Annotated in this window: 28 protein-coding genes; 15 read left to right on the top strand and 13 right to left on the bottom strand. The window is 62.6% G+C overall.

The genetic code is table 11. The annotated features are described in order from the left end of the window. Nucleotide 1: 1 nt before the first annotated feature. Nucleotides 2–595: a TetR/AcrR family transcriptional regulator gene (locus C8348_RS07000; protein ID WP_198646956.1), complete on the bottom strand. Its 594-nt coding sequence runs from the start codon at nucleotides 593–595 to the stop codon at nucleotides 2–4. A gap of 62 nt (nucleotides 596–657) precedes the next feature. Between C8348_RS07000 and C8348_RS06995 the strand changes: the two genes are divergently transcribed. Continuing rightward, nucleotides 658–1,137 carry a DoxX family protein gene (locus C8348_RS06995; RefSeq protein WP_106752591.1) on the top strand — a complete coding sequence of 160 codons (480 nt, stop codon included), beginning with the start codon at nucleotides 658–660 and terminating at the stop codon, nucleotides 1,135–1,137. On the opposite strand, the gene C8348_RS06990 is transcribed toward C8348_RS06995, so the two are convergent. Both C8348_RS06990 and C8348_RS06985 read right to left on the bottom strand, forming a co-directional pair. After that, entirely contained in the window at nucleotides 1,100–1,423 is a 324-nt protein-coding gene (locus C8348_RS06990; protein WP_106752590.1) for an AzlD domain-containing protein, read from the bottom strand. The genes C8348_RS06995 and C8348_RS06990 overlap by 38 nt on opposite strands. Then, nucleotides 1,420–2,142, bottom strand: a complete 723-nt coding sequence (locus C8348_RS06985; protein WP_106752589.1) for an AzlC family ABC transporter permease — start codon at nucleotides 2,140–2,142, stop codon at nucleotides 1,420–1,422. The genes C8348_RS06990 and C8348_RS06985 overlap by 4 nt, the downstream gene beginning before the upstream one ends. A gap of 143 nt (nucleotides 2,143–2,285) precedes the next feature. Between C8348_RS06985 and C8348_RS06980 the strand changes: the two genes are divergently transcribed. From C8348_RS06980 to maiA, 3 genes are all read left to right on the top strand, one after another. After that, nucleotides 2,286–2,849 (top strand): helix-turn-helix domain-containing protein, encoded by a 564-nt coding sequence (locus C8348_RS06980; protein ID WP_106752588.1) that lies wholly within the window; start codon nucleotides 2,286–2,288, stop codon nucleotides 2,847–2,849. A gap of 192 nt (nucleotides 2,850–3,041) precedes the next feature. Further along, nucleotides 3,042–4,202 carry an alpha/beta hydrolase gene (locus C8348_RS06975; RefSeq protein ID WP_106752853.1) on the top strand — a complete coding sequence of 387 codons (1,161 nt, stop codon included), beginning with the start codon at nucleotides 3,042–3,044 and terminating at the stop codon, nucleotides 4,200–4,202. Between the two features lie 146 nt (nucleotides 4,203–4,348). Next, on the top strand, nucleotides 4,349–4,999 hold the full coding sequence (gene maiA / locus C8348_RS06970; RefSeq protein WP_106752587.1) for a maleylacetoacetate isomerase: 651 nt from the start codon (nucleotides 4,349–4,351) through the stop codon (nucleotides 4,997–4,999). Nucleotides 5,000–5,015: 16 nt separating this feature from the next. On the opposite strand, the gene C8348_RS06965 is transcribed toward maiA, so the two are convergent. From C8348_RS06965 to C8348_RS06950, 4 genes are read right to left on the bottom strand one after another with little or no spacing between them, the layout of a single operon-like run. Continuing rightward, entirely contained in the window at nucleotides 5,016–6,797 is a 1,782-nt protein-coding gene (locus C8348_RS06965) for an alpha/beta fold hydrolase (protein WP_106752586.1), read from the bottom strand. Nucleotides 6,798–6,812: 15 nt separating this feature from the next. Then, complete coding sequence (locus tag C8348_RS06960; protein WP_208983616.1) at nucleotides 6,813–7,847, bottom strand: glycoside hydrolase family 5 protein; 1,035 nt, start codon at nucleotides 7,845–7,847, stop codon at nucleotides 6,813–6,815. Nucleotides 7,848–7,903: 56 nt separating this feature from the next. Continuing rightward, nucleotides 7,904–9,274: a lipopolysaccharide biosynthesis protein gene (locus tag C8348_RS06955; protein WP_106752584.1), complete on the bottom strand. Its 1,371-nt coding sequence runs from the start codon at nucleotides 9,272–9,274 to the stop codon at nucleotides 7,904–7,906. Next, a complete protein-coding gene (locus C8348_RS06950; RefSeq protein ID WP_106752583.1) occupies nucleotides 9,271–10,503 on the bottom strand; it encodes a glycosyltransferase in 1,233 nt (410 codons plus the stop codon). The genes C8348_RS06955 and C8348_RS06950 overlap by 4 nt, the downstream gene beginning before the upstream one ends. Before the next feature lie 289 nt (nucleotides 10,504–10,792). On the opposite strand from C8348_RS06950, the gene C8348_RS06945 reads away from it, so the two are divergent. Both C8348_RS06945 and C8348_RS06940 read left to right on the top strand, forming a co-directional pair. Then, nucleotides 10,793–11,866, top strand: a complete 1,074-nt coding sequence (locus tag C8348_RS06945) for a polysaccharide deacetylase family protein (RefSeq protein WP_198646954.1) — start codon at nucleotides 10,793–10,795, stop codon at nucleotides 11,864–11,866. Then, nucleotides 11,863–13,032 carry a glycosyltransferase family 4 protein gene (locus C8348_RS06940; RefSeq protein ID WP_106752581.1) on the top strand — a complete coding sequence of 390 codons (1,170 nt, stop codon included), beginning with the start codon at nucleotides 11,863–11,865 and terminating at the stop codon, nucleotides 13,030–13,032. Before C8348_RS06945 ends, C8348_RS06940 begins: the two co-directional genes overlap by 4 nt. On the opposite strand, the gene C8348_RS06935 is transcribed toward C8348_RS06940, so the two are convergent. After that, nucleotides 13,011–14,345, bottom strand: coding sequence for a UDP-phosphate alpha N-acetylglucosaminyltransferase (locus tag C8348_RS06935; RefSeq protein ID WP_198646953.1), 1,335 nt, complete (start codon nucleotides 14,343–14,345; stop codon nucleotides 13,011–13,013). The two genes, C8348_RS06940 and C8348_RS06935, sit on opposite strands and share 22 nt — an antisense overlap. After that, nucleotides 14,323–16,368 carry a GumC family protein gene (locus C8348_RS06930; protein ID WP_208983615.1) on the bottom strand — a complete coding sequence of 682 codons (2,046 nt, stop codon included), beginning with the start codon at nucleotides 16,366–16,368 and terminating at the stop codon, nucleotides 14,323–14,325. Before C8348_RS06930 ends, C8348_RS06935 begins: the two co-directional genes overlap by 23 nt. A 332-nt stretch (nucleotides 16,369–16,700) precedes the next feature. Between C8348_RS06930 and C8348_RS06925 the strand changes: the two genes are divergently transcribed. The 3 genes from C8348_RS06925 to C8348_RS06915 all read left to right on the top strand — a co-directional run bounded on the left by C8348_RS06925 (nucleotide 16,701) and on the right by C8348_RS06915 (nucleotide 19,834). After that, a complete protein-coding gene (locus C8348_RS06925) occupies nucleotides 16,701–17,513 on the top strand; it encodes a WecB/TagA/CpsF family glycosyltransferase (protein WP_208983613.1) in 813 nt (270 codons plus the stop codon). Between the two features lie 114 nt (nucleotides 17,514–17,627). Next, on the top strand, nucleotides 17,628–18,497 hold the full coding sequence (gene cobA / locus C8348_RS06920) for a uroporphyrinogen-III C-methyltransferase (RefSeq protein ID WP_106752578.1): 870 nt from the start codon (nucleotides 17,628–17,630) through the stop codon (nucleotides 18,495–18,497). Beyond that, nucleotides 18,494–19,834: a cobyrinic acid a,c-diamide synthase CobB gene (locus C8348_RS06915; protein ID WP_244293952.1), complete on the top strand. Its 1,341-nt coding sequence runs from the start codon at nucleotides 18,494–18,496 to the stop codon at nucleotides 19,832–19,834. Before cobA ends, C8348_RS06915 begins: the two co-directional genes overlap by 4 nt. 9 nt (nucleotides 19,835–19,843) lie before the next feature. On the opposite strand, the gene C8348_RS06910 is transcribed toward C8348_RS06915, so the two are convergent. Further along, nucleotides 19,844–20,884 carry a cobalamin biosynthesis protein gene (locus C8348_RS06910; protein WP_106752577.1) on the bottom strand — a complete coding sequence of 347 codons (1,041 nt, stop codon included), beginning with the start codon at nucleotides 20,882–20,884 and terminating at the stop codon, nucleotides 19,844–19,846. A gap of 42 nt (nucleotides 20,885–20,926) precedes the next feature. Further along, nucleotides 20,927–21,271, bottom strand: coding sequence for a hypothetical protein (locus tag C8348_RS06905; protein WP_106752576.1), 345 nt, complete (start codon nucleotides 21,269–21,271; stop codon nucleotides 20,927–20,929). A gap of 199 nt (nucleotides 21,272–21,470) precedes the next feature. Here C8348_RS06905 and C8348_RS06900 point away from each other — a divergent pair, with 199 nt between their 5' ends. Further along, nucleotides 21,471–21,872, top strand: a complete 402-nt coding sequence (locus C8348_RS06900) for a carboxymuconolactone decarboxylase family protein (protein ID WP_106752575.1) — start codon at nucleotides 21,471–21,473, stop codon at nucleotides 21,870–21,872. Between the two features lie 120 nt (nucleotides 21,873–21,992). Then, complete coding sequence (locus C8348_RS06895) at nucleotides 21,993–22,517, top strand: glycine cleavage system transcriptional repressor (RefSeq protein WP_106752574.1); 525 nt, start codon at nucleotides 21,993–21,995, stop codon at nucleotides 22,515–22,517. 23 nt (nucleotides 22,518–22,540) lie between these two features. Here the strand turns inward: C8348_RS06895 and C8348_RS06890 are convergent, their stop codons facing one another. Together C8348_RS06890 and C8348_RS06885 are read right to left on the bottom strand one after the other, a co-directional pair. Beyond that, entirely contained in the window at nucleotides 22,541–22,774 is a 234-nt protein-coding gene (locus tag C8348_RS06890; protein WP_106752573.1) for a hypothetical protein, read from the bottom strand. Nucleotides 22,775–22,907: 133 nt separating this feature from the next. Continuing rightward, nucleotides 22,908–24,206, bottom strand: coding sequence for an Hsp70 family protein (locus C8348_RS06885; RefSeq protein ID WP_106752572.1), 1,299 nt, complete (start codon nucleotides 24,204–24,206; stop codon nucleotides 22,908–22,910). Between the two features lie 197 nt (nucleotides 24,207–24,403). Between C8348_RS06885 and flgB the strand changes: the two genes are divergently transcribed. The 4 genes from flgB to flgG are packed head-to-tail and all read left to right on the top strand — an operon-like array spanning nucleotide 24,404 to nucleotide 26,368. Further along, a complete protein-coding gene (flgB, locus tag C8348_RS06880; protein WP_106752571.1) occupies nucleotides 24,404–24,784 on the top strand; it encodes a flagellar basal body rod protein FlgB in 381 nt (126 codons plus the stop codon). A 3-nt stretch (nucleotides 24,785–24,787) separates the two neighbouring features. Then, nucleotides 24,788–25,204, top strand: a complete 417-nt coding sequence (flgC, locus tag C8348_RS06875; RefSeq protein ID WP_106752570.1) for a flagellar basal body rod protein FlgC — start codon at nucleotides 24,788–24,790, stop codon at nucleotides 25,202–25,204. Nucleotides 25,205–25,206: 2 nt separating this feature from the next. Beyond that, nucleotides 25,207–25,542, top strand: a complete 336-nt coding sequence (fliE, locus tag C8348_RS06870; RefSeq protein ID WP_106752569.1) for a flagellar hook-basal body complex protein FliE — start codon at nucleotides 25,207–25,209, stop codon at nucleotides 25,540–25,542. Between the two features lie 37 nt (nucleotides 25,543–25,579). Then, nucleotides 25,580–26,368: a flagellar basal-body rod protein FlgG gene (gene flgG, locus C8348_RS06865; RefSeq protein ID WP_106752568.1), complete on the top strand. Its 789-nt coding sequence runs from the start codon at nucleotides 25,580–25,582 to the stop codon at nucleotides 26,366–26,368. Nucleotides 26,369–26,370 lie beyond the last annotated feature (2 nt).

Raw genomic sequence — 26,370 nt, 5'->3', positions numbered from 1 at the left:
TTCAGCTCGTCGGAGCCGAGCTGGTCAGGCCTGCGAGATAGGTTGCGGTCGTTACCTCGACCAGGCGATCAAGTGTGTCGCCTTGCATAAGGTCTTCTGCCAGCTGACGGTCGCTGATCAGGATGGCCAGCCCGTGCACAAGGGCCCACGCACCCACAGTCGCTTCCCGCTGATGCGTTCCAGTCAGTCGGGAGACGGCAACGCTCAGCCTGGAGAATGCCTCCGCAGTTGAGGATTCGAGGTCTGGTGACGTGCCGTCCCGCGGGTGCCGCATCATCAGGTCGAACAGGTTCCGGTTTGCGAGCGCAAACCGGACATAGGCGCGGCCGAGACGTTGCAGGGCCGGAGTGTCGCCTGGCAGCGCCGCCGCCCGATCCAGTTCGGCGGACAATTGCCGGAAGCCTCGTGCCGCCAGCGCTGCCATCAAGGCCTCCCTGCTGCCAAAATGCCTGTAGGACGCGGACGCCGACACGCCGAGCTGTCTTGCGATTTCCCGCAAGCCGATTTTCTCCGCCGGCATGTGCTCCAGCATTGCATGCGCGGCGTCGAGCATCGTCGTCGCCAGATTGCCGTGGTGGTAGGGGACTTCACTCATGTTGACACCGTTCACATGCGAGAGCAATGTTAGCATTGTTCACATAGTGAGGTGGGTCTGTCATGATTTTTTTGGCTTTTGTTTTCGGTATTGCCGCCCTTGCACTGCTAGCTGACCGGGTTGGCATTGCCTCCATACCCGACTGGGCCAGCCGCTTGCGGTTCGGACTGGCTGCAGCCCTGGTGTTCTTTGGCGTCGATCATTTCCTGGCGGTTGGACGCTATGTCCCGATGATCGACGGCTTTGTGCCCTTCGCGGAGCAAGTCGTGCTGGTGACAGGAGCTTGCGAGATCGCGGGCGCCATCGGGCTTCTGGTGCCAGCCACGCGGCGTCTCGCCGGCATCATGCTGGCGATCTACTTCGTCTGTGTCTTCCCGGCGAATATCGCCAATGCATTGAATGGGCTGGCTGTCGACGGGCTGCCGTCTTCCGGCTGGTACTACTGGGTTCGCCTTGCGTTTCAGCCGCTTTATGTCTGGCTTGCACTGGTCGCTGGAGGCATCGTCATGCAACGCCAAGGGCTCGAAGTCCGGCCGTCGTGAGGGCGGCCCCGATGACGATCACGGGAAACGGCATCTTCGCAAAATAGAGGGCAGCGGCAGCCGCGACACCAAGCGGACGGGCCCAGCCAGCGAAGGCACCCCCGTCGAGGATGGTCGAGCTGATCACCAGTGACAGCAGCATGATCACCGCCGCCGTGGTGAACAGCTTCTGCAGGGCCGGCGACAGGGTCAGCCGGTCGTGCAGCAGGGGGCCGGCAACACGGAAGGCATAGGTGCCCGCTGCCAGGGCAAGAATGGCCGAGATCGGCATGACGGCGCTGCTCATTCGGCTGGCTCCTCGCGGGTGAGCGGTTCGGTCTGGTGCTTCTGTCCGATCAGGGCAATGAGCCCGACGAGGGACACCAGCACCGGGACACCGGCTGGCAGGTACGGCGTCAGCAGCAGGCCGACGGCTGCGCCGATGCTGGCAGCGGCTTGTGTCCGGCGGTCTTTCAGCGCTGGCAGCACCAGCGCCAGCAGCACCGCTGGAAACGCCGCGTCGAGACCGAATGTGGCCGCATCCCCCAGCGTCTCGCCCATGATCGCGCCAATGGCCGTCCCGGCATTCCATGACACGAACAGGCTGAGCGAGCAGGCCCAGTACAGTGCACGGCTGCGATCCGGATCGCTGTCCTTCAGGGCAAAGGCCAGCGATTCATCGGTCAGCACGTGTGAACCGAGGATGCGTTCGAGAACACTGGCCCTCAGCCGGTTGGCGACGGTGAAGCCAAACGGCAGGTGCCTGGCATTGAGGATCAGTCCGGCCAGGACCGCAGCCAGAGGACTGCCCCCGGCCAGGATCACGCCGAGCGCGGCGAACTGCGACGCGCCAGCGAAGACAACCAGTGACATCACGATTGGAACCCAGACCGGGAACCCGCCGCCGGTGGCAATCGCGCCAAAGGATAGGCCCACAATCGCCGCAGCCACGCCCACCAGGGCGACGTCGCTGACGTCTTGTCGTGTCAGGTGTTTGAAGATCGGTGTTTGAAATATCGTCCACATGTTTGCTAAACTGAACGAACAGCATTCGTTCGTCAAGTCGAACGAATGAATTTTATTTCGAACGGAGCAAGCCTCTGACGCCGTCTGACAGCCCCACCCCGGACCTCGCTCCGGCCGGTTCACCCCAGACCTCGGATCCCGCCATGGGCTCCGGCGCTGATGATCTGATGCAATGGATTGCCTACGCCCTGCGGCAGGAGCGGGAAAAGGCCGGCATCAGCCTCAGCGAACTGGCCCGCCGGGCCAATCTGTCGAAATCGACGCTGTCCCAGGTCGAAGCCGGCAACGGCAACCCCAGCGTCGAGACCCTTTGGACGCTGGCGGTTGCGCTTGGCGTGCCGTTCAGCCGGCTGGTTGATCGTCCACGCCGGGCCCCGGCACGTCTGATCCGCGCGGGCGAGGGGCCGGCCACCCGCTCGGAACTGGCCGATTACACCGGCACCTTGCTGAGCGCCGGCGCGCAATCCGTGCGGCGCGATCTGTACCGGCTGGACATTCAGCCCGGTCGCGTGCGCCGGTCTCCGCCCCATATTCCCGGCACGGTCGAGCATGTCATCGTGGCAACCGGACGGGCCCGGCTGGGGCCGGTGGATGCGCTGGAGGAGCTGCTGCCAGGCGACTACTTCGCCTATCCGGGCGACGTGCATCACAGCTATGAGGCGCTGGAGCCGAACACCGTCGTCGTGCTCCTGATGGAGCACGCCTGATACCTTGAGGCCGACAACGTAAACAGTTAACCTTGTAAAATAACGGTTTTTTGTCGGATTCAGGCTATCAGTCGGGGATCCTGTGGCGTCCTGCCCGTTCCTGTCCAGCTGACGAGGTTTCCCGTGCACCCTGCTGTCTCGAATGCCCGCCGTGTTCTTCTCGCGCTCGGGGCCGCCGCAGGCCTTGCCCTGATGTCACCGGCAAGCTTGCGGGCGGAGGAGCCCGTGATCACCGTTTCCAGTGGCATCTCCTACCAGTTGATCGGCCGCTGGGACGTCGACAAGCTGAACCAGATCCTGACCAAGGATACGCCAGCCTTCGCCGGTATCACCGAGACCTATACGCCGGCCACGAACCCAGTCCGGCTCTACCGCGTCACCTATCCGTCGGTCATTCCCGAGCGGAACAGCCGCCCGACTGTCGCCACCGGTCTGATTGCCGTGCCGGAGATTGCGCAGACTGCCCTGCCGCTGGTGTCCTACCAGCACGGCACGGTCTACGGCCGTCAGGAGGTGCCCTCTTATCCCGACCAGTCGCCCGAAACCCAGCTGATGATCGCCCAGTTCGCCGGGCAAGGCTATCTGCTGATTGGCGCCGACTATTTTGGCATGGGTGCGTCGACCGAGCCGGAAGGCTACATGGTCAAGGCCAGCCACCAGCAGGCCACCACCGACATGCTGACCGCGAGCCGGGCGGTCATTGCTGACATGAAACTCTCCGATACCGGCCTTTATCTCGCCGGCTGGTCGCAGGGCGGCTTCGTGGCCATGGCCATGTTGGAGAAACTGGAACGCGATGGCGTTCAGGTAAAAGCAACAGTCACAGCCAGCGCCCCGCTGGACGTGTTTGCCGCGCTGAACGGCTTCCTCAACTTCCCGCGCAAAAACGACGCGGTCTGGGTCAACAGCCTGTTCATCCTGTCGAGCTTCTCCTTCGAGAACTACTACGGCATCCCGGGTCTCGCCCGTTCGCTGTTCACCGACGAGACCTATGAGCTTGCCCGCAAGGCCTATGTCCGCGAGCCGGTCGATCCGGCGGCAATCCCGACCGACCTGAAGAAACTCATCCGTCCGGAGTATTTTGACGCCCAGTATTTTGCCGCGTCTGCCTATGGCCGCCTGATTGCCGAAACCCAGTCCTATCGCTGGGTGATCAAGACCCCTGTGCGCAACTACTATGGCGACACCGACGAGGCGATCACCGTGGGCGTTGCCAAGATGGCGCAGAACTATCAGTCGGCCATGGGCGCCGGCAATCCGATGGCTGAAGCGGTTTCGACCGGCAACACCAGCCACCGTGGCACCTTCGCCCGCGCCGTTCCGCAGTGGAAGATCTGGTTCGACGGCAAGTGACGTCCAGCCCGGAGACAGGCGCCAGCCATGGTCCTGTCTCCGTCCTCATGCCTGATGATCATGGCAGGGGGCATAGTCTGCGCTTGACGGCGATTGGTTACATTTGCAATCAATCTCTTCCTGTCCATCCTGACCGGGAGAGCGCCATGGGCGAAGTGGTCCTTCACACGTATTTCCGCAGTTCCACGTCCTTCCGCGCCCGCATTGCGCTCAACCTCAAGGGCGTCGACTACCGGTCAGAGTTTCATCACCTGCGGCTCGGCAAGCATCGCGATCCTGCCTATCTTGCGGTCAATCCGCAAGGGTTGGTGCCGACGCTCGTGTGGTCGGACGGCATGGTGCTGTCCCAGTCGCTGGCCATCATCGAGTTTCTGGATGAGGTGATCGCGGAGCCGGCGCTGCTGCCGCGCGACCCGGCCGGCCGTGCCCGCGTCAGGGCCTTGTCGCAGATGATTGCCTGCGACATCCACCCGGTGAACAACCTGCGCATTCTCAACGCCCTACGCAGCCGCTTTGGCGCTGATGATGCAGCGGTCGCCGACTGGTTCCGAACCTGGGTTGCCGAGACTTTCGGCCCGCTGGAACAGCACCTCGCCAATGATCCGCAGACCGGCCGCTTCTGCCATGGCGACACGCCGACGATGGCCGACATCTGCCTCGTCGCGCAGGTCGCCAACAACGGCCGCTTTGGCGTTGACATGGAGCCCTATCCAGTGATCCGGCGCATCCACGCCTCAGCCATGGAACTCCCCGCTTTCATCGCCGCCGCCCCGCAGAACCAGCCCGATGCGGAGTGAACCCGCGTAGACGCAGTCAGCCGGCAATATCGGCCAGAGCGTACTGCAGCAGCGTGTCGCGCACGGTGGTTCTTGCAGATATTGGCGTCAGATTGTGATCCGTGGCGTCGAGGAACGTGAGGCGCAAGTTGCTGTACTTGCTCGCATCCTTGCCACGCGCGCCAAGGGTTTGCGCCAGGAACGGCAGTCCGGGGTCACTTTCGCTGTAGATCAGGTCGACGCTCTGGCCACGACGCTCCAGCGTTGTGAGGTCGTTGCTGATCTGCCGGCGCAGCCGTGACGACGTCGTCAGACCCATCGCATAGGGCGCGCTGGCGCGCTCAAAGCGGTTGAAGGCGCGCCGGATCAGGAAGCCGATGAGAGCGAAGACCGGCACCTCACCCTTGAGCAACTTTTTGATCCGCGCCGGGTCGAACAGTTTGCGGGCATAGTCAGCCGTATCGCCATGGTCGAAGCGCAAGAGGTCACCGATGTTCTCGCGCGGGTCCCACAGGAATCGTTGCAGGTTGATACAGACAGCCCCCTTGATGCGTGGATCAGCGATTGCCCCGCGCAAGGCCAGATACGCGCCGCTGCAGGCCCCCGTCGCGATGATCTCGCCGGTGCTCCTTGTCTCGAGGAATGCCAGCGCATCGGCCACGTCTTCCTGCTGTCTCGCGCTGTAGTGCACCGGTTCCAGCGCGCCAGGAGCCGCCGCACTGTCACCTATGTCGGAGACATCCAGCCGCAGCGAGGCAATCCCTTGCTGGGCCAGATCCCTGGCGGTCTCCCGTGTCGCCATGCCCCAACCGGTGCGCGGCGTGCCGCCAGCGGTCAGGAACAGGATCGTGCGCCCGCGCCGGGCGTGTTCTTTCGGTTCGCACCAGGTTCCGACCAAGGTGCTGCGGCGGCCAAGTGTCACCACCTCCTCGCGGAAGCCATTCCCGGTCAGCAGGGCGGGTCCGGGCACCGGACTTCTTGCGCTGTTGCCGGCATGGCTGGCAGCGGCTGGAGACGGAGCGCTGGGAAGCGTCTGGCACACCCATGTCCCGATTGCCGCAAGTTCCGCCAGCGGGGGTGTCGAGAGCGTCGGATCGGTAACCAGCTCGTCATAGCCAGCGAACGGGATACTTGCAGCGCCGGTGGAGTTGGCCAGTAGCGCTGCAGCAAAGTCTTCTTCGCCCGTCCGGCCCGGGCGCGGCAGGCACAGGACCGGGCATGCGCATGGAATGGCAGCTTCGCCAAGACTTGCTGCCCTGATGTCCCGCGAAAGCCCCTCGCTCAGGACAAGGCCGGCGACGCTCATTGCGGCTCCATCGGGCAGTTCGGGTGTGATCCGGGTGCGCTCGGCAATCATCGCGCCGCGAATCTGTGCCTCGCGCAGGTAAAGCCGTCCGGACAACAGTGGAGCCATGAGCACGAGTGCGCCGATACCCTGGCGGTTCCGCGCCATCCGGCGCCCCGCCAGCAGGGTGCCGAGCCCGAGGCCGGCCAGGACGATCTGCTCCGCTCCCGTTTCCCGCTGCAGCGCTTCGATTGCGGCATCCAGCGCTGCGTCCAGCATGTCGATGCCGATCACAGCCTCCGGCGCGATCACCGAGCCGCCCATTCCCGGCAGATCGAACCGCAGCACGGGATAGCCGTCGCGCGCCAGCAACTCCGCCAGAAGGCGCATGCTGCGTCTTGCACAAAGACCCTCATAGCCCCAGTCCTCGATCAGGATCACGCCGGTCCGCCCGTCGGGGCCAAGCAGCAGGGCCGGGGACCCGTCAAGGGCGAGGGGACGCGGCCGCAATTGGCTGTCAGAGGGAGCGGTCATGGGTGGGGTCCAGGGTTATCGGGTACTGCGAAGGCCGGAAGGGGAGGCGGTCATCGAGGCGCACTGCGGAATTTCTCCAGTGCTTCCTAGCACATGTGGCTCCAGTGCATCCATCTGGGGACGATCCGGACCGCCCCGCGTGGCGGGCTGGATCGACAGCGGATAGTCACCCCACCAATCGCCTGCCGCCCAATAGGTCCAGCCGATCCACGTGTCGGGATTGGCGTTGATAAAACCGGCCATCTCGTCAATTGCCTTCAGGCAATCGGGGGAGGACGTGCCGCCGAATTCGCTCAGGATTGCCCGCTTTCCGGAGGCCTTCAGCCAGTCGGTCACCTGTTGCAGCGCCTCAATCGCCGTGTCCTTGGCTGGACAGGAACGATGTGTTCCAGAAAAGTCCTCGTCCGGGTACTGGTGAATGTCATAGGCATAGTTGTCCAGCGGATCGACGACCCCATTCATCACGGCGGCATTGCTGCCGCCGTTCTGGTCCGCATACCAATGGTAGGCGCTGGTCCAGATCGTCCCGGGGACAAGGATCATGTTGTTTGCGCCGGTCGCCCGGATCGCGGCAATACCGGCGTTGGCAGAGGGGAGCCAGAACGCGGCATCCATGTAGTCGGGCTCGTTCTGCAGCAGAAAAATGATGTCATCGTCGCCGGCGTAGAGCGCGGCGAGCCGCGCCCAGAAATCGGCAAAAGCCCTTGCGGGCACCTCGCGTGAGCCGATCTGTTTGCCGAAGTGGCGTGCGTTGGTATGTGGCGACAGGATGACCTTGAAGCCCATGCTTTTCGCCATGGCAACGCTGTTGATCAGCGGCTGCAGTTCATTCATGTCGAAGGGCTTGTTGAGCACCGGCTGCAACCGTTCCCATTTGAACGGAAACCGGACGACATTCATGCGCTTGCTGGCGAGATAGTCCAATGTTTCCCGCGTCGGGTAGAAGTGTGTCGTTCCCAGCTGGCCGATCGTGTCGCCAAACTCGGCACCGGCCACATTCGCACCACGCAGGCATTGTGCGGCAAGGGCCGCCGCGGCAGACGAGAGCATCAGACAAGCGGCCAGCCCGACCGTTGCTGCGGATCCAATTCTGGCCCGACGCCGGTTCATCGTGTTTGCTCCTCAGGACGCGGCTCATGGCGGCTTGAGCGCCAGCGACGCAAGGCGGCGCGCGCGCTTGTCGCCATGGTGTCGACCTCGACGTGTTTCAGCGTCCAGTTCCGGCAGATCACCAGAATCGCAAGACCGTGCACAAGACCAACAATCGCGACCCCGGCCATTCCAAGGTAGAGGCCCATCACCACCAAGGCTGCAACATAGACGACAAAGACTACACTGCGCATGGCGAGGAAATACCGCTCACCGCCACCGATCATCATCAAATTGGTTCCTGGGCCGAAGAAGGCATGGGTGACCGGCGCCAGGCACAGGATGGCCAGCACTTCATAGTGATCGGCAAAAGAGGGCTCGAACAGGGACAGCGCGAACTTGCCGATCAGCATCATGAAGCCAAAGGCAAGGCAGGTGCCCGCGAAGCTCGCTGCAGACAGCAGGGAAACCAGGCGCTGGGCCCCAGGTATGTCCCGATCCTGGAGCTTTGCCGAGACCATGGGGAGCCCGATGGTGTCGATGATTGACACCGGCAGCATCAATAAGGCGGCAAGGCGGAAGGCGACAAAGTAGAAGGCCGCAGCCTCGAGGCTGAGGAAGATGCCGATCAGGATTGTCTCGAGATAGAGCGCAGCCGAGACGAAGAAGCTGTTCGCTGTGAAGAACAGACTTTCCTGTGTCCAGCTTGAACGGGTCTCGGCATCAAGCCCGGAAGCCTTGTCCTTGACAAAGCCAAACCCCTCGATGCCGACAAGGCGGTAGGCCTGATAGCCGACAACCACGGCCAGCAGCACCGTGATGACTTCCATCGCTCTGGCACCTGAGGACAGAAGACCGGTATAGGCCGCAAGTGGCAAGGCTATGAGCGACAGTATGCGCCAGATGTTTTCCCGTGGTGTAAGCGCCAGGCCGATGTTTCCGCGCACGCGGAAATAATACTGCATGTACTCGCTGATGGCGAAAACGCAGGCAAAAATAAAGGCAATCGGCAGGGCATCATACTGATGCGGGACATCGACAGCAAAGAGCTGGACCGCGGCCGCCGCGACCAGCATCACGGCGATGCCCGACGCGATCCACTTCATGTTTATGAACAGCAGATTGCGGTTGAGGGCGGCGTGATCCGGGCCGTCATTGCTGCGGAAATGTTTCAGCAGCAGGACATTCTGGCCAAGAACCAGGATCATGCCGAGGGACGAACCGACCGAGAACAGAAAGTTGTAGAGACCATACTCCTCGATCGACAGCACCCGGCTTGCCATCAGAAGGACAGCAAAGCTCAGTACCGGAGAGGCAATCCGGCTGAAGAAGGACCAGACGAATTCCTTCAGACTGACTTTCGAGCGCAAGGAGGAGAGCAGGCTCATCTCGTCTGGAACTTTCTCGCAAGCTGTTCGCGGTGGCCATGCCGCGCCATCACGGCTCCGAGGAACGTCTTGAACTCGGTGCCGAGATGTTCCGGAAGGTAGCTGTGTGCTGACGTGAGTGCGCCACGTGACAGTCGCTCATATGTGGTGGGAGACCCGGCCAGCCGCAGGATCGCCTCACGGATTGACCCGGCATCCGCCGGCGGGACGTGGAAGCCGTTCACACCATCCGCGATATTCTCGGCGACACCGCCAATGCTCGTCGAGATCACCGGCACAGCATGGGCGAAGGCCTCGATGGAGGCCCGTCCAAAAGCCTCGCGTCCAATCGAGGGGTAAACGAGTACGTCGATTTCCCTGAGGTACTCGTCCGCTTTGACCCAGCCGTAAAAAGTTGTCCGGTCAGCCGGGAATCGACGGCGGACTTCCTCGCCATAATTGTCCCGCTCTGCGCCCTCGCCAGCGATGTGGAACTCTACATTTGCGTCTGCAGGCATCATGGCCGCAGCATCCCCAAGATAGGAGACGCCCTTGAAATGGCTGTGCAGCCCGAGGAAGCCGACCCGAAAGGGCCGGTCGGTCGGAAACGGACGGGGCGTCTCGGCAAACAGGCGCGGCAGGGCAGCGGGGATACGTTTCATGATGGCATTGGAAAAATATCCTTCTGCCATATGTCGGTTCAGGACGTCCTGGCTTTCGCCAACGACGCCGTCGACATAGCGGGTGAGGAATTTCTTTCCAAGTGACGTGGCCTTGCAGGATCCGCACTGGCGCGTGCAGTTCTCGGAGTTCTTCTGCATCACCGAGTTCCAGCACATCAGGAACGAGTTGAATGCGGTATGTGCGACTGGCAGGCCGGCGAGTTTCGCTGCCGCCCAACTGGCCACATTGATGTTTTCGATACTGACCGTCATAAGCATGTCCGGTTTGACCTCGGCGATCTGCCGCCGCATCGCGGACAGCGCAAACGGGTTGCCATTTTCAAGCAGATGCCAGACCGGCTTTTTCCAGTCCGGCCGCCGTTTCAGGTAGTCCCAATAGATATTCGGGCTCTTGATGCGGCGCACCGGGATTCCCTGTACCTCATCCAGTTCGTTCCGGTCTCCGACATTGACGACGGTCACATCAATTCCCTGTCCTTGCAGCATCTTGGCAAGCATGAACGAGGACGTCTGGGCACCGCCGGGAAGGTTCGGGGGAAAGGCGGCGCAAGCCATCAACAGTCGCATCTCGGTCAAGCCCTCCGGAACAATTGCTTGCGAATTTTAGGGAGGGAGTATTGAAGAACGGTAATTCGGCCTGAAATTTAATCAAATTAAAAATATGTAACAGACTGTAGGTTTTGATTTTAACCATAAGAAGTTCTGGAAAAATACGAAAATTTAAGGTTAGTTTTGAATTAAGAAATCAACTCGCAGGTTAGGAAGAATATTTAAAAACAATAGGTCAATTCTTGCGCTCAGATTGAAGGACGCAACACTGGGCCTGACAGCGCTGTCGGCCTGGTAGGAGGACATGATGCGCACCCTCACTCCGAAGGTGACGGCGAAGGCTCGCTTGAAAACTATGGTGAGGGCCGGCCTGTCCACGCTGCTTGCGGCGTCTGGAGGAGATCGCCTTATTGGCCGCCGGTATGGCGGACAGGGTGTGATCCTGATGTTCCACGAATTCGTCAGCTCCCCCGTTGATACCCTGGGGCAGGGCTGTCCGGTCGACCACTTTGACGCCATTCTGGCGGCCCTCAAGGCGTCCGGACGCGACTTCGTCGGTGCCGATGAAGCCCTTCGCCGGCTCACTGATCCCGAAGCCCGTCCGTTTGTGGTCCTGACCTTTGATGATGGCTACCGGTCAAATATCGACCTGGCACTGCCGGTCATGGAGCGCCACGCCGCGCCGGCAACGATTTTCGTTCCGACCGGCATGGTTGACCGGAGCATCAATGCCTGGTGGCTGGGTCTGCGTGAACTCGCCGTGACCTGTGACGTGATCGAGATGGAGCCGATGGAGCTGCGGCTTGAGTGTCGTGACCTGCGGGGGAAGCAGGCTGCTCTTGAACTCATGACGGCCTGGGTCTGGCAGGATTTCGCCCGGGCAGACCTGCTTGCGCCGGTCTTGGTCGCCCATGGGGTATCCATGCCGGATCTCGTCGACCGGCTGGCGCTGGATGAGGCCGGCATCCGGGCTGCGGATCGCCATCCACTGGTCGAGATCGGGGCTCATACCGCCACGCATCGCGCCCTGCGGCTGCTGGATGATGCCGCGGTTGAAACGGACATCGGCGACAACAAGCGCTATCTCGAAACCTTGCTCGACCGGCCCGTGGACTGGTTCGCCTATCCCTATGGCCCCCCCTCCATCGGCGGCACCCGCGAGGCCGACATCGTGCGAAAGCTGGGTTTCCGGGCGGCTGTCACAACCGATCCCGGCGGTCTGTTCCGGCCGCATCTGAATGCGCCTTACCTGCTCCCACGCCAGAATGCCGAGGTGCCGGCAAGCCCGGTTTCCCATGCTCTGGCCGGCGCCAATGGTGTCTTCCGCGCCTTGTCCACCCGCTTTGGTGCTCCCTATGACTGTCCCGGAGATATCAAATGACCATTGACCGCGTTCTGCCCGATGCAGCCGACCTGGCGCCGTCGCCCTTTTCCGGGCGCACCATCGTGCATGTCGTGCGGCAGTTCTATCCGATGGTCGGCGGTCTCGAGGACTTCGTCCGCAATCTCGTCCGCCGGCAGACCGACCGCTTTGACCGTGTCCGGGTTGTGACGCTGGACCGGTTGTTCATCGAGCCGGACAAGCATCTGCCACAGAGGGATACCCTGGATGGCGTCGAGATCTGCCGCATTCCGTTCCGTGGCTCGCCGCGTTATCCGCTCGCCCCTTCGGTTCTCTCCCAGCTTCAGGGCGCGGATATCATTCACGTTCATGCCATTGATTTCTTCTTCGATTTCCTGGCGTTGACATCTCTCGCCCGGCGCACACCCATGGTCACCACGACCCATGGCGGTTTCTTCCATACGGCCAGTTACCGGCAGCTCAAGTCGCTCTGGTTCAACAGCGTCACCCGGACTTCGGCGAGCCGCTACAAGGGCATTGCCTGTTGCAGCGAGAGCGACTTCGCCCGATTTGCCACGATTGCGCCGACCCGGGTCCGCCTCATCGAGAACGGTGCGGATCTGGAGAAGTTCGGGTCCGCGAGCGCTGAAAGGCCGGGCAAGGGCCTCATCACCATCGGCCGGTTCTCGCACAACAAACGGCTCGACCTGCTTCTCGACATGATGCAGCAACTCGTTCGCCGCGATCCGGACTGGCGCCTGCATATTGCGGGTTCGGCGTCGGACTGGAGCGAGGCCGATATCCGGCAGATGATCGACGTGCGCGGCCTCGGTTCGTCGGTGATCTTGCATGTCGGCCCGTCGAACACACAGATCCGAGAGATCATGCAGCAGTGCAGCCTGTTCGCAAGTGCCTCGGAATATGAGGGGTTCGGCATTGCCCTGATCGAGGCCCTGAGTGCCGGCCTGGTTCCGGTCGTCGAGCCCAACGCGGCCTTTCAGTCCCTGGCGCAAAAGCATGCCATGGTCCGCCTGGCGCGCTTCGCTGATCCGGCAGCTGCAGCCGGGAGCGTTCAGGCTGCCTATGCCGCCCTGGAAGGCGAAGGCGGCGGGCTGCGCGTGGCTGCCATTGCGTCTTCCGGGCAGCATGGTTGGGCGCAGACGGCGAAGCTCTATGAGGATTTTTACCGGACGGCGCTCGCTTGACGGGTTGCGGCTCGCCATCGCCACGGCTGCGTCTGTCCCTTGCGCCCCCGACCCGGGGCCGTCAAGGACTGCGGCCGCACAGAGCCGCCGCTCCGCTGCCAGGCATCGACCGCCCCTGCACACAGCCAGAGCAGGCCACCGGTCTTGATGGTTGAGAGCGAATAGGAAACGATCATCAGCAGGCAGATGTAGACGACCAGCAGGACCTTGAACTTCCAGCCTTCATCGTTGCGCATAGGGGCGTAGATATAGATTGCCCAAAGGGCCATGAGACCGACCGCTCCGGTCTGGAACAGGGCAAAGGCATAGCCGCTGTCCGACAGGTAGGTGGCGTTTGTCGAGATGCCGAGAATGCCGCGCCAGTCGAGTTTCATCAGCAACTGGCCGGAATAGAGCCAGCGGCCGGTCATGGTGTCGTCCCAGCCGATCCGGTTGGCTACCGCAGCATAGATCATCAGTGCGACGACGATGGCAATCGGCGCCAGCAGCATCAGGATCCGGGGCGTCGTCCGGTGCAGCGGGGCGACGACAAAGAACAGCAGCGATACCACCATGCCGAAGCGTGCATCGCACAGGATGATCAGGGTGAAGGCGATGCCGATCAGCAGGTAGCGGTGGTGCATGTCTTTTCGAAAGACGCCCCAGAGCACGAGAAACGCGCCGAAGTTGCCCATTGATACCGGCTCAAGAAACACCGACGAGACCCGGTGAGCGCCGAGAAAGGCGAAGAAATTCCGCCCGCCATAGCGAACACCGCTGTGGAAGAGCGCATTGTCCTCGCCTAGAAAATTTGTATCGGCACTGATCGTCCCGCGCGCGACGTAGTATTCAAAGATATTCACATTGGCGAGGTAGAAATCGAGGAGCAGGAACTCGAACAACCCGACAGCCAGAACAAGAAGCGCGGACCACAGGACGATCTGGTCGACCTTCCGGATATCCCTGATCTGGAGCCCGACAAAATAGAAGATGATCGGAACCAGTGCGTCACGCACCGATTTCGGGTCCATCTGCGCCCGTAGCGCCATCAGCATGAACATATAGGCGAGATAGAGCGTGATCAGCGTGTAGAGCCCCGCGCGCCGTGTCATCGCCAGGCCCATGGCCAGGCCGGTCAGCGCCAGTTCGCTCAGCACCACATGGTTCTGGGAAATGCCCATGACCTTGGTGTTGACGAAGGCGAGACCCAGGTTGAACAGCAGGGTGCCGAAAATCACCGCATAGACCAGGGCGAGCCAGACCGGCCCCCGGTCCTCAGGCTGGGGAGCGGAGAGCAGTGTCACGCGGGCGTCAGGCGGCCTCAAGAACGACATTGCCAATCACCCGCTCCTGCCAGGGTTGCAGGTAGGCCAGCGTCCGGTCGAGATCGGCCATCCGGGTCACGCCAAGCTGGCTGACGAGCACGATCGCGTCGCAGTTCTTCAACAGGACGGGGAGGATCGGGTTGCTTTCTGTCGAGCCGCAGTCGATCAGCAGAAAGTCCTGGCCATCTTCGGTGAACATTGCCGGCCCGGCATATTTCCGGGGATCGTCCAGTCGTTCGACGCTGACATAGCGTGACAGGGCATGCGGCGCTGCCTGACCTCGCCTTGACCGGTCTTCCAGAGCTCGTCCGCGGCCTTCGCCGCGGTTCTGTTCCACGGCTTTGCTTGCCTTGGTTGCTTGCGGCAGCGCATGGGCGAGCAGGACTTCCTCGTTCATGTCATAGAGCGAAGCGGCGATGCCCCGGGTGACCTCCGTGGTCTCGATGGCGGTCGTGGTCTTCAGCACGAGAATATTGGCTGGCAAATCCTCGCCAAGCGCATAGCGCAAGGCATAGGCAACACGGTTCAATCCCAGTTCTGCCGCATCTGACAGCATCTGCGGCGCAGTGCCCGATTTGCGGCCGAAGAGACCCGAGCGACCCTTGCGCAGGTCCTGCAGCGGCAGGTTGGTCAGCACCGGTGCGCCGGTCCAGTCGACCAGTTCCCGCTCGGAATTGAGGCGTCCGCTCAGAATTTCGACGCCGACTGCAACACCGGACGCCAGCGCAATGCCGAAGATCCCCGCTGCCGCGACAAGGATGAGCGCCGAAGGGCCGCCTGGCGCCAGCGGCGGCTGGGCTGCGGAGAGAATGCGCGAATTGGTTGCCTGCACGTCCTGCTGCTCGGAGAGTTCCTGCGCCCGCTTCATGAACAGCTGATAGACGCCGCGCTTGGTGTCGGCATCCGCTTCAAGCTGCCGCAACTCGATCTGGGCCCTGTTCTGGTCGGAGTTGGCCACCTTGAGCTGCCCGATCCGGCTTTCCAGTCCGGACAGGTTGGCCTGGGCACGTTCATAGTCGGAGCGGATGTTCCGCTGGATGCGCGACAACTCGTCCGAAATCAGGCGGCGGGTGTTCTGCATCTGCGCGGCGAGTTCGCGCATTTGCGGATGGTTGGCGCCGAGTGTCGTTGCCGCGCGCGCTTCGCGCTCGGCCAGCGAGGCGTATTGAACCCGAAGGGAGCTCAGAACTGTGTTGTTGACATCGACCGGGATCGCCCCTGCCTCGACATCCGCCGCGCTCAGCCGGCGTACCAGATCGAAGGTGTTCTTTGACTTCTCGAGGTCCACGCGTGCCTGGGTCAGTTGCGTGTTGAGGTCCTGCAATTGCTGGTCCTCGACAAGGCCGCGCTGGGTCGTTGCGATCAGGTCATTGTCGGCGCGGTATTTCTCAACGGCGGCTTCTGCCTGCTCGACCTGCCGGCGAAGCTGTTCGGCCTGGACCTGCAGCGACTGGCTGGTCCGTTGCAGACCTTCTGCGCGGGCCTTGCGTGTTTCGTCGAGATAGGCCTGTGCTGTCGCATTGGCGATCTCAGCCGCCCTGATCCTGTTCGGGTGGGTGGCCTTGATCTGGAACACGAAGGTCCGATCCACCCGGCTGACCTGCAACGTTTTCCGCAAGGCCTCGACCAGGCCGGACAATGCCTCTTCTGAGTTCTTCGGCGGAAACAGGAACGGCAACAGGCGCTGGCGCAGGCCGGGGCCAGAGAAGGCCGGGTCGTTCTTCAGGTCCAGTTTTTCGACGACCTGGGTGAGAACCGGGTTTGACATCACGACAAAGGCCTGGCTGTCGACGTCCAGGCTTTCCAGCGGCGATGCCCCGTCGCGGCCGGAGAAGTCCCGCCCAAGGATCTGGGCGCTGGGCGGCTCGACCAGCAATTCCGCCGAAGCGCTGTAGAGCGGCGTCCTGACCAGCGCATAGGCAAGTGCCAGGGCAATGAAAAGCGCCGGCACAAGCACCAACCATCGCGCCTTTCGGGCCAGAATTGCTGGAATGTCAGAGACTTCGACCATGGTCAGCGACCGCTCACGCAACTGCCCCGGCACCTTTGGCGAGGCCCAAGAAAGGCTAAAACCGGTCGCGTCCGATGCGCGTCCTCTTGCCGTGACAATGGGGAAACATGATTAACAACTGGCAAATTCGGCGGTCGGCGGCTGGCCTATTGAAAAATCTGACAGGACGGTTGCCTTTCCTGCCGCAAATCCTTAAACGAAAGTTTACGTGACTGTTCCAATTTTACGAAGTAAGTTGACGTAGTTTTTACAGTATTATTCTGAAAAAACATGATTTAATCCGTTATTCACTGGCGTTGAGACATCATGCGGATCCAAAGAAAACAATAAAATCAGGTGAGGCGTAGATGTTGATGTCCAGCTTGAATCTGGGTGCTCCAGTCGGATCCGGGATTACTCGGATCGGGCCGCTTGGAATTCACAAGCTTACCCGTGCCCAGGCGGTCGACATGATGCGCAGCGCCTTGTTGCTGCGCATGAAAATGGATATCGGCATCTGTAATGCAAACACCGTTCTGCAGGCGATGGACAATCCGGCCTATGCCCGGACCTTGTCCCGCATGACGCTGTTCAATGATGGCATTGGCGTCGACATCGCCAACCGGGCGCTGACCGGCTCGTCCTTTCCGGCGAACCTCAATGGGACGGACCTGATCCCGTTCATCCTCCATACTATCGGCCTGCCCCTGCGCATCTATCTGCTGGGCGCAAAGCCTGATCCGGTCGCGCGCGCTGCAGGGCATATTGAGGAGAATTATCCGGGCCATCATATCGCGGGGTATCGCGACGGCTATTTCGGGCCAGACGAACTCGATGCCGTCATTGCTGACATCAACGCCTCCAAGGCTGACCTGCTTCTCGTCGCGATGGGCAATCCCCGCCAGGAACAGTTCATCGTCGACAATCGGGCTCGGCTCAACCCGACGATCTGCATCGGCGTCGGCGCGCTGTTCGATTTTCTCTCCGGGGACGTTGTCCGGGCACCGAAGTTCCTGCAGATGGCTGGCCTCGAATGGCTGTTCCGCCTGATGCAGGAGCCGCGCCGTCTCGGCAAGCGCTATACGGTTGGCATCTATCGCTTCCTGGCGGCCGTCTGGCGGTTGCGGACCGAGGCACGACGGGCTGCCGAACTGGAAGGCCGTCGTCGCCCGCCGCCAATCTTCTGACCGGTGCATGCCCTGGCGCTTTGCCGGCTTTCTGCCTTGACCTGTCGTTTTGGGTGAGGCTTCGCGACGCTTCCCCGCTTGGCCCGGCGGCCGGGGAGGGCTAAAACATCAGGCATGAACACTGCCTTGAACGGATTCTCCCTAGCCAACAGCCTGCCGGTCTTTGAACCGGGCTGGGTCTGGCTGGCCGGCGCCGGACCGGGCGATCCTGGCCTGATCACGTTGCATGCGCTGAATGGCCTGCGTCAGGCCGATGTGGTCGTTTATGACGCACTGGTTGATGCGAGCATCCTGTCCTTTGCGAAGGCTGGGGTCGTGCTCGATTTCGCCGGCAAGCGCGGTGGCAAGCCAAGCCCGAGACAACGCGATATCACCCTGAAACTGATCGATTATGCCCGCGCCGGCAAACGGGTGCTGCGCCTCAAGGGCGGAGATCCCTTCGTCTTTGGCCGTGGTGGCGAGGAGGCGCTAGCGCTGGCCGGGGCCCATGTTCCGTTCCGCGTCATTCCGGGCATCACTGCCGGCATTGGCGGCCTTGCCTATGCTGGCATTCCAGCGACGCACCGTGACACCAATCAGGCAGTGACATTCCTGACCGGTCATGACCAGACCGGGCTGGCGCCTGACGCCATCAACTGGAAGGGCATTGCGGAAGGCTCTCCGGTCATCATCATGTACATGGCGATGAAGCATCTTTCCCAGATTGCCGGCGAACTGATGTCCTGTGGACGATCCGGCGAAGAACCTGTGGCCATCGTGTGCAATGCGTCGCTGCCCCAGCAGAGCGTCCTGGAGACGAGCCTTGCCCGCTGTGCTGTCGATGCGGCTGCGGCCGCACTCGAGCCGCCGGCGATTGTCTGTGTCGGCGAGGTGGTGCGGCTGCGCGCCGGGCTGGACTGGCTGGGCGCGCTGGCCGGCCGTACGCTCACCGGTGATCCGCTCGGTCTCGGCGATCCGCTGCAAAGCCTGGGCGCTGCCGAATGAGCAGCCTTTCCGAGCTGGATCGCTCTGAACGTGGCACGCCCGCGCTGATGCTGGCCGCCCCGACATCCGGTGCGGGCAAGACGACGCTGACCCTCAGCCTGCTGGGGGCATTACGCGCGGCCGGGTTCATGGTCCGCGCTGCCAAATGCGGGCCGGACTACATTGATCCGAAGTTTCATGAAGCGGCCAGCGGTGCGCCGTCGGTCAATCTGGACCCGTTTGCCATGTCGCCGGCCGTTCTGAAGGCCCTGGCGGGTGACCAGGCGCGTGGCGCTGATCTTCTGATTGTCGAGGCCGCCATGGGCCTGTTTGACGGTGCCAGTGACGGCTCGTCCAGCGCGGCGGATGTGGCGGCAGCCCTCGGTATTCCGGTGGTCCTGGTGGTCGACTGTTCCCGACAGGCGCAGTCCGTCGCAGCGCTCGTGCGCGGTTTCCGCGATCACCGTGAGGATGTTCAGGTTGTAGCGGTGCTCTTGAACCGGGTCGGAAGTGCACGGCACGGCGAGCTGTTGCGCGTGGCCCTGGCCCCGCTTGGCCTGCCGGTTCTGGGCCTGCTGCCCCGCCGGGAAACACTGGCCTTGCCGGAGCGCCATCTGGGTCTGGTCCAGGCGGAAGAAAACGCCGATCTTGCCGGCTTCATGGCCGGTGCTGCGAAGCTCGCCAAGGAGACAGTCGATCTCAGCGCCCTTGTTGCGCTGGCCCGTCCGATGCGGCAATCCAATTACCCGGCGCCGGTCCTGTTGCCACCGCCAGGTCAGCGGATTGCGGTAGCCCGGGATGTGGCCTTTTCCTTTGCCTATCCGCATGTGCTGGCAGGCTGGCATCGTTCCGGTGCGGAAATTCTGCCGTTTTCGCCGCTTGCGGATGAAGCTGCGGATGCGGCAGCAGATGCTGTCTATCTGCCTGGCGGCTACCCGGAACTGCATGCCGGCCGCCTTGCTTCGAACCAGCGCTTTCGGTCCTCGATCCGCGCGGCTGCTGCCCGCAACGTGCCGGTCTTCGGCGAATGCGGCGGCTATATGGTGCTGGGGCAAGGGCTCACTGATGCGGCCGGCGAACGCCATGAAATGCTGGGCCTTCTGCCGCTGGAAACAAGCTTCGCCGCCCGGCGCTTGCATCTTGGCTATCGCCGTCTGACGGCGCTGGCTGACCTGCCGTTCCGGGGGCTAGGCACTGGTTCCCGCCTGACCGGGCATGAGTTCCACTATGCCAGCATCCAGCATGAGGGGCAGGCTGGACGGCTGTTTGCTGCCACGGACGCCCTTGGTGATCCACTGGCGGATATGGGGCTGGTCGAAGGCACGGTCATGGGATCCTTTGCCCATCTGGTCGCCTGAGCCAGTGAGTTAGACCTCCGGCGCATGGCCGATGTCGGCCGCATCCAGTGGCCCAGGAGCCGCAGCCAGAGCCGCGGTCGCCCGCTCGCTCTTGCGCTTGTCGAGGATGAGGACCCCCTGCGGTCCACTGCCAGCCAGCGCTGCGCCTTCGCTGATGCCGTGACACCCGGTCTCGGCAAACACCAGATCCGAGGGATTGGCCAGCCGGGGCGTTTCTCGCTCCAGTTCCTCGGCCGAAAACACCCGCAAGGGCACGGCGAAATGCTGCGCCAGCGCGATCAGCGCCGGTTCGCCGGCCTTGCGATCGAGACTGGCAACGGCGGCCAGCGTTCCAGCCGCGATGTCGGCTTCCCGGAGAGCGGCTTCGGCCAGCGCGATCAACTCCTCAGCCGTACAATTGCGGCTGCAGCCGGCCCCAAGAACGACCCGGCGCGGGTGATAGACAAGGCAGGTCGGTGAACCGGCCAGCGCTGCCGTCGTGGCACAGAGCGTGATATCGGCGCCGTCATCAAATGGCAGTTCCATGGCGGCAAGCCACGGGGCGTCGCCCTCGATCCGGACCGGCGCGCCCGCATAGAGCTCAGCCATGACAGGGGCGGCATCCTGCGGATTGGCGAGGCACCAGCCGGCCGGCGGCTGGTCGAGCGCCAGCGCCAGCGCGGGATTGCCCGGAGCGGTGATCGCCGCCTGTCCACCCAGAACAGTGGCAAGATGACGGGCAAGCGCATTGCCGCCAAATGCCGCACCGACCAGGGGCACCACACTTGCTCCATCCTCCGAGACCGAAACGACGGGGGATGCCCTGCTTCCCGCCTGGAGCAGCGGTGCGATCGCCCGGATCAGCAGTTCTGCCGGACACAAGGCAATGATCGGCACCCTTGCGGCAAACAGTGTCCGCACATGGCCGATCGTGTCGCTGAACTGGGTGTCTGCATCGGGAAGCCGCCCGGCCAGGGCCTGCAGGCTGGCCCCTGGAAGTGCGGCTTCAATGCGCCTGGCTGTCGGCAAGGCGGCAGCAGTCATGACGAGGACAACGGGGGAAGCCGTCACGCGCAACGTTCCTTGGAGCATCGGATCATTTGCGGGGAACCATCAACTGTCACCGGACTTTTCTTCCCGAAGCGAGGGCAGGCGCTTGGCCCGGATCGTGAGGTCCCCGGGGCGTGGCGTCTGGCCCGTGCCGGCGGGTGCGGTCACCACATCGGCATGGGACTTCTTGCCCCGTGCCTTGCGCGGCGCCTCGCCATCAGGAGATCCCCCTTGCGACAGAAACCCGCGCGAGCGCAGGCCAGGCGTCTGCGGGGCGGACAGTCGTGGCTTTCCGGGCATTTTTTCGGCAACATCCGTGGTGGTTTCACCAGGCATGTCAGGGCCACCATAGGGCCGTGCCTGCTTGCGCCCAGGTGTCACCGGGGTCCGTTGGATCCGTCGTGCCATGTCGGTCTCCCGCGCGTTGCACCTTGTTGCCGTCCTTGTGCGGCATCTGCGTCGGTCCTGCAAGCAAGCGCTGTGAAGGTGAGGGCGGCGTCCCACAGACATTGCCTACAAACATCTGTTGACCAGTGCCGTTTCAATTCCTGTGTCAACGGTTAGACTGCAGTATCTACGCCGGAACGGTAACAGGCAGGGGGAGCCAATGGCGACAGTGAAACTCATCAGCGATACCGAAGCCAGCCCCCGTGTTGCCGCGGTGTTCGCGGATATCCGCCAGACGCGCAACTCGGATTTCATCAACAATTTCTGGCGCGCACTGGCGATTGACCCGCAAGGGCTTGAACGCACCTGGACCGAGGTCAAGGCCGTCATGGCGGCGCCCGGCAGTATCGACCCCCTGACACGGGAAATGATCTACATCGCCGTGTCGATTGCCAATGGCTGCTCTTACTGTGTCCACTCGCACACGGCGGCAGCCCGGGCCAAGGGCATGACCGGCGAACAGCATGGCGAGCTGCTGGCGATTGTCGGTCTGGCGGGCAAGACCAATCACCTTGCCACCGCCTTGCAGGTGCCTGTCGATCCGGCTTTCGACATTTCTTGAGACGCGAGGCGGGTAAGACCTGCGGAAAATAAATGCAATTCCCGGGTGCCCCTGTCGCAATCCGGCGATATGGTCGCATCAGGCCGCAGTGAAGCGGCGTTGCGCAGAAGGAAGTCGTTGATGGGCCGTCACATGGTGTTGACCGCGATCGCTAAGGATCGCCCCGGTCTTGTGGATGCTTTGGCCGATGTCATCTCCGCAGCAGGCGGCAACTGGCTGGAAAGCTCCATGGCGCGCCTTGGCGGTGAATTTGCCGGCATTGTCAGCTTTGAAGTTCCCGACGACCGTGCAGCGACGCTGGAAAGCGCGCTGGCTGCCCTGTCCAGCGAAGGTATTGCCGTGACCTTGCGGACTGGCATGCCGGATGTCGAGGAGCCGGGGAGGACAGTTCGTCTGGACCTCGTCTGCCAGGATCAACCGGGCATCCTGCGTGCGGTCACCCGTGTGATTGCGGCAGAAAACGTCAGCATCGAGACGCTGGAAACATTGGTCGCGCCGGGCTCGATGTCTGGTGAAATGCTGTTCCGCGCGTCCGCTGACCTGCGCCTGCCTGCCGGCGCAGATGTCGGACGGTTGCATGATGCGATCCAGGCCATTGCGGCCGATCTGATGGCCGACATCGACATGAACGAGGAAGAGGGCTGAGGTTCGCGCGCGGCCGCGCGCAATCAGATCGCGATACTCGGCAGTCGTCCACCACCGATCTGGATCTCGCCTGTCTCCGGATCGAAGGCGAAATGCGAGGCGTTGTTGACGAGCTGGGCGATGTGGCCAAAAGCGGTCACATCGTCAAAGGTTACTCTGTGCTTCTCGCGGGTGCGGGCCAGGGCAAACTCGATCACATAGGATCGCTGCTGGGGGTTTATGTAAAACCCGAATCCCAGGATTGCTTCTGCTGCCATGATGCCCTCGCTTCCTGTGAGGAATTTAAACCTGCGCGCGCAAAATCCTTAATCTTCGCGTCATTTATGTTCAAGTTAATTATGTCGGGCTTTCGTCCGGGGTCGGGCCTTGCGTCTGGACGCATCCGGCGGTTCAGGCGGCGACAGTCCAGTTCTCTGCATCCTCGCGCGCGCCGATGAGGGCCAGGCCCTTGGCGACAGATGACAATTCCTCGCCGCCACTCAGACGCTCGGGTCCGAAGCGGCGCGCGAACAATGCCCGGATTGCTGGCACGAAAGATGTGCCGCCGGTCAGAAACACCTTGTCCACGTCCATGGGGGCAAGTCCCGCCGCGTCCAGGGTTCGCATCAGCGTCTCATCGATTCGCGTCAGATCATGGTCGATCCAGGTCTCGAAATCGGCCCGGGTCACGCGTTCGGCGAAGTCGGCCCCGATGGGCGCAAAGCGGATCTCGGTTTCCTCCGCGAATGACAGCCGCGCCTTGGCTTCCGACACGGCCTTGTACAGCGGATAGCCCTGGTCGGTTTCCACCAGCTCGATGAAAAGCTCGATCTTGTCGTCGTCGACGCAGGACGACAGCATCTTCTTCAGCTCGCGATAGTCGGCCGAGGCCTTGAACACCGACAGCAGATGCCAGTGCGCAAAGTTGGAGAACAGGTTGGGCGGCACCTCGAGCAGCTTGCCCATGCTGCGATACTGGCTGCCCTTGCCGAGGTGCGGCAGGATCACCTTGTCGACGATACGGTAATCCAGCGTGTTGCCGGCGATGCCAAGACCGCCATGTCCAAGCGGTTCCGCCGCAAGGCGTCCGCCGTCGCGGGAAAAGCGCATCAGCGAAAAGTCGGTCGTGCCGCCGCCAAAGTCGGCAACCAGCACCGTGGCCGATCCTTCCAGGCGCTGGGCGAAGGCGAAGGCCGCGGCCACCGGCTCATAGACGAACAGCACATCGGAAAAGCCGAAGCGGGAGAGCGCGTTGCGATAGCGCTGCATGGCCAGCGCCTCGTCCGGCGCACCGCCGGCGAAGGTGACCGGGCGGCCGATGACAAGACGCGCGCCGCCTGCGTCCAGCGCCTCGTTCCGGTGGGCCCCGGCGCGGCGCAGGAAAGTCTCCAGCAGATCCTCGAAGTCGAACTGCTTGCCGAAGATCCCCGTGCCGCGGAACAGCCGGCTTGCGACGAATGTCTTCAGCGACTGCAGGAAGCGGCATTCGCCGGTGTGATCCAGAAACTGCCGGATCGCCCAGGGGCCGACATCGGCGCGTGCCCCGGCGGCCTCGTCACGCAGCGGCTCGAGGAATGACAACACGGACGGCAGGCTGTCCACTTCTTCGTTGCCCGCGCCAAACGTGAGGCTGCTGGCCTGACCGCTGTTGTCGACGGCGGTGAGGACGGTGTTGGACGTGCCGAAATCAAGGCTAAGAGCCGGGCGCATGGAAAGACCTCATTGCGGGAAAAGGGAAGGGCGGACCTCGGCTGGCCGGCAGGGCCAATCCGGGAGGGCAAGTCCGCAAAGGACGTGCGCAATAGCCCATACGGCCGCACCGCGCAATCCCAGAACCATCGCCAGCCTCGTGCAAGCTTGAAGCGTTACCCCTCTAGACCGGAAAGACACCGTCTCGGAGAGCAAACGTGGAACCGGTCTACCTCACCAGATTGGCCTCACAGCATAATGACTGGCTGGCTGTGCGTCAGGCGACGATCGCCCAGAACGTGGCGAACTCCGACACGCCGGGTTACGCCGCCCGCGATATTGAATCTTTTGACGTGGTCTTCAGCGACACGCGCCTCGCCATGACCGCGACGCATGGCACTCACATGGGCAGCGCCGCCGAGATCCCCGATCCGGCCGAGGTGGAGAAGGCCGATACCTGGCAGGTCTCGCATTCCGGCAACAGCGTCAGCCTCGAGCAGGAGCTGATGAAGGCCGGCGAGGTGGCACGCGACCATGCGCTGACCACCTCCGTCGTCAAATCCTTCCACCGCATGTACCTGGCAAGCCTGAAAGGCTAAGCGATGATCGACCCGTTGACCGCCACCCTGAAGATTTCCTCCTCCGGCCTGCAGGCGCAGTCCGAGCGGCTGCGCGTCGTCTCGGAAAACCTCGCCAACGCCCAGTCGACCGGCAAGACCAAGGGCGCCGACCCCTATCGCCGCAAGACCATCACCTTCGAAAGCGAGGTCGACCGGGCCTATTCCGCCAATCTGGTGAAGGTGAAGGACATTGGCTCCGACAAGGGTGCGTTCACGGTCGAGTACGACCCGGGCCACCCGGCCGCCGACGACCAGGGCTACGTCAAGATGCCGAACGTCAACACCCTCGTTGAAATGGCGGACATGCGTGAGACCAACCGCTCTTACGAAGCCAACCTGAAAATGATGACGCAGGCCCGCTCCATGGTCATGCGCACCATCGACCTGCTGAGGACCTGACCATGATCGACCAGATTTCTTCCCTGACGAAAGTGTCCTCCGACGGCATCACCTCTGGTGTCTCGCAGACCCGCTATGTCTCGTCCCCGGTCGCTGCGGCTCCCATTGACGGTGTTGGCGAGGCAAGTTTCTCCGATGCGCTGGCGCAGGTGTCCATGGACGTGGTCGACAAGATCAAGGACGGCGAGGCCGCTGCCATCTCCGGCATCAGTGGCAAGGCCTCCGCGCAGCAGGTGGTCGAGGCCGTCATGGCCGCCGAAGCCTCGCTCCAGACCGCCATCGCCATCCGCGACAAGGTGGTCTCCGCCTATCAGGAAATCAGCCGCATGACGATCTGAGGCCCTCGGCTTCAACATTCAGGATACGGAGAGTGACATGAAAGCCCTTGCCATCGCGGCGACCGGCATGAGCGCGCAGCAGCTCAATGTCGAGGTGATTGCCAACAACATCGCCAACATGAATACAACGGCCTACAAGCGCGCTCGGGCCGAGTTTACGGATCTTCTCTACCAGGCCGAGCGCCTGCAGGGCGTGCCGAACCGGGGCGGAGAGGATCCGGTTCCCGAAGGCGCGCAGCTGGGCCTTGGCGTGCGCTCCGCCGCCATCCGCAAGCTGCACATGCAGGGCACGCTGACCAACACCGACAACAAGCTCGACATGGCCATCGACGGGCGCGGCTGGTTCCAGGTCACGGGTCCGGAGGGCGAGACGCTCTACACCCGCGCTGGCGCCTTCAACAAGAATGCCGAAGGCCGCCTTGTGACGCTGGATGGCTACACGGTCGAGCCGGCAATCCTGTTCCCGCCGGAAACCACCGACATCATCATCAACGAGTCCGGTCAGGTGTTTGCCCAGCTCGACGGCGAGGTCAATCCGCGTGAACTCGGTCAGCTCACCCTGACCAACTTCGCCAATGACGCCGGCCTCGAGCCGATCGGCGGCAGCCTGTTCCGCGAAACGGCAGCCTCTGGCGTCGGCATTGGCGGCGTCGCCGGCGAGCCGGGCTTTGGCATTGTCCGCCAAGGCTACACGGAAGCCTCCAACGTCGATCCGGTGAAGGAAATCACCGAGCTGATCTCGGCCCAGCGTGGCTACGAAATGAATTCGAAGGTCATCCAGGCTGCCGACGACATGGCGGGCGTTGTGACCAAGGGCATCCGCTGACC

The sequence above is a fragment of the Pannonibacter carbonis genome, assembly GCF_003012935.1.
In the GTDB taxonomy this organism is placed as follows: domain Bacteria; phylum Pseudomonadota; class Alphaproteobacteria; order Rhizobiales; family Stappiaceae; genus Pannonibacter; species Pannonibacter carbonis.
Note: the sequence above shows the minus strand (reverse complement) of the source record. Positions and strands in the feature narration are given on the sequence as shown.

Bases quoted from the DNA above. Each gene is read 5' to 3' on its own strand.
- C8348_RS07000 (WP_198646956.1), bottom strand. From the start codon at position 595: ATGAGTGAAGTCCCCTACCACCACGGCAATCTGGCGACGACGATGCTC.
- C8348_RS06995 (WP_106752591.1), top strand. From the start codon at position 658: ATGATTTTTTTGGCTTTTGTTTTCGGTATTGCCGCCCTTGCACTGCTA.
- C8348_RS06990 (WP_106752590.1), bottom strand. From the start codon at position 1,423: ATGAGCAGCGCCGTCATGCCGATCTCGGCCATTCTTGCCCTGGCAGCG.
- C8348_RS06985 (WP_106752589.1), bottom strand. From the start codon at position 2,142: ATGTGGACGATATTTCAAACACCGATCTTCAAACACCTGACACGACAA.
- C8348_RS06980 (WP_106752588.1), top strand. From the start codon at position 2,286: ATGGGCTCCGGCGCTGATGATCTGATGCAATGGATTGCCTACGCCCTG.
- C8348_RS06975 (WP_106752853.1), top strand. From the start codon at position 3,042: ATGTCACCGGCAAGCTTGCGGGCGGAGGAGCCCGTGATCACCGTTTCC.
- maiA (WP_106752587.1), top strand. From the start codon at position 4,349: ATGGGCGAAGTGGTCCTTCACACGTATTTCCGCAGTTCCACGTCCTTC.
- C8348_RS06965 (WP_106752586.1), bottom strand. From the start codon at position 6,797: ATGACCGCTCCCTCTGACAGCCAATTGCGGCCGCGTCCCCTCGCCCTT.
- C8348_RS06960 (WP_208983616.1), bottom strand. From the start codon at position 7,847: ATGCTCTCGTCTGCCGCGGCGGCCCTTGCCGCACAATGCCTGCGTGGT.
- C8348_RS06955 (WP_106752584.1), bottom strand. From the start codon at position 9,274: ATGAGCCTGCTCTCCTCCTTGCGCTCGAAAGTCAGTCTGAAGGAATTC.
- C8348_RS06950 (WP_106752583.1), bottom strand. From the start codon at position 10,503: ATGCGACTGTTGATGGCTTGCGCCGCCTTTCCCCCGAACCTTCCCGGC.
- C8348_RS06945 (WP_198646954.1), top strand. From the start codon at position 10,793: ATGCGCACCCTCACTCCGAAGGTGACGGCGAAGGCTCGCTTGAAAACT.
- C8348_RS06940 (WP_106752581.1), top strand. From the start codon at position 11,863: ATGACCATTGACCGCGTTCTGCCCGATGCAGCCGACCTGGCGCCGTCG.
- C8348_RS06935 (WP_198646953.1), bottom strand. From the start codon at position 14,345: ATGTCGTTCTTGAGGCCGCCTGACGCCCGCGTGACACTGCTCTCCGCT.
- C8348_RS06925 (WP_208983613.1), top strand. From the start codon at position 16,701: ATGTCCAGCTTGAATCTGGGTGCTCCAGTCGGATCCGGGATTACTCGG.
- cobA (WP_106752578.1), top strand. From the start codon at position 17,628: ATGAACACTGCCTTGAACGGATTCTCCCTAGCCAACAGCCTGCCGGTC.
- C8348_RS06915 (WP_244293952.1), top strand. From the start codon at position 18,494: ATGAGCAGCCTTTCCGAGCTGGATCGCTCTGAACGTGGCACGCCCGCG.
- C8348_RS06905 (WP_106752576.1), bottom strand. From the start codon at position 21,271: ATGGCACGACGGATCCAACGGACCCCGGTGACACCTGGGCGCAAGCAG.
- C8348_RS06900 (WP_106752575.1), top strand. From the start codon at position 21,471: ATGGCGACAGTGAAACTCATCAGCGATACCGAAGCCAGCCCCCGTGTT.
- C8348_RS06895 (WP_106752574.1), top strand. From the start codon at position 21,993: ATGGGCCGTCACATGGTGTTGACCGCGATCGCTAAGGATCGCCCCGGT.
- C8348_RS06890 (WP_106752573.1), bottom strand. From the start codon at position 22,774: ATGGCAGCAGAAGCAATCCTGGGATTCGGGTTTTACATAAACCCCCAG.
- C8348_RS06885 (WP_106752572.1), bottom strand. From the start codon at position 24,206: ATGCGCCCGGCTCTTAGCCTTGATTTCGGCACGTCCAACACCGTCCTC.
- flgC (WP_106752570.1), top strand. From the start codon at position 24,788: ATGATCGACCCGTTGACCGCCACCCTGAAGATTTCCTCCTCCGGCCTG.
- fliE (WP_106752569.1), top strand. From the start codon at position 25,207: ATGATCGACCAGATTTCTTCCCTGACGAAAGTGTCCTCCGACGGCATC.
- flgG (WP_106752568.1), top strand. From the start codon at position 25,580: ATGAAAGCCCTTGCCATCGCGGCGACCGGCATGAGCGCGCAGCAGCTC.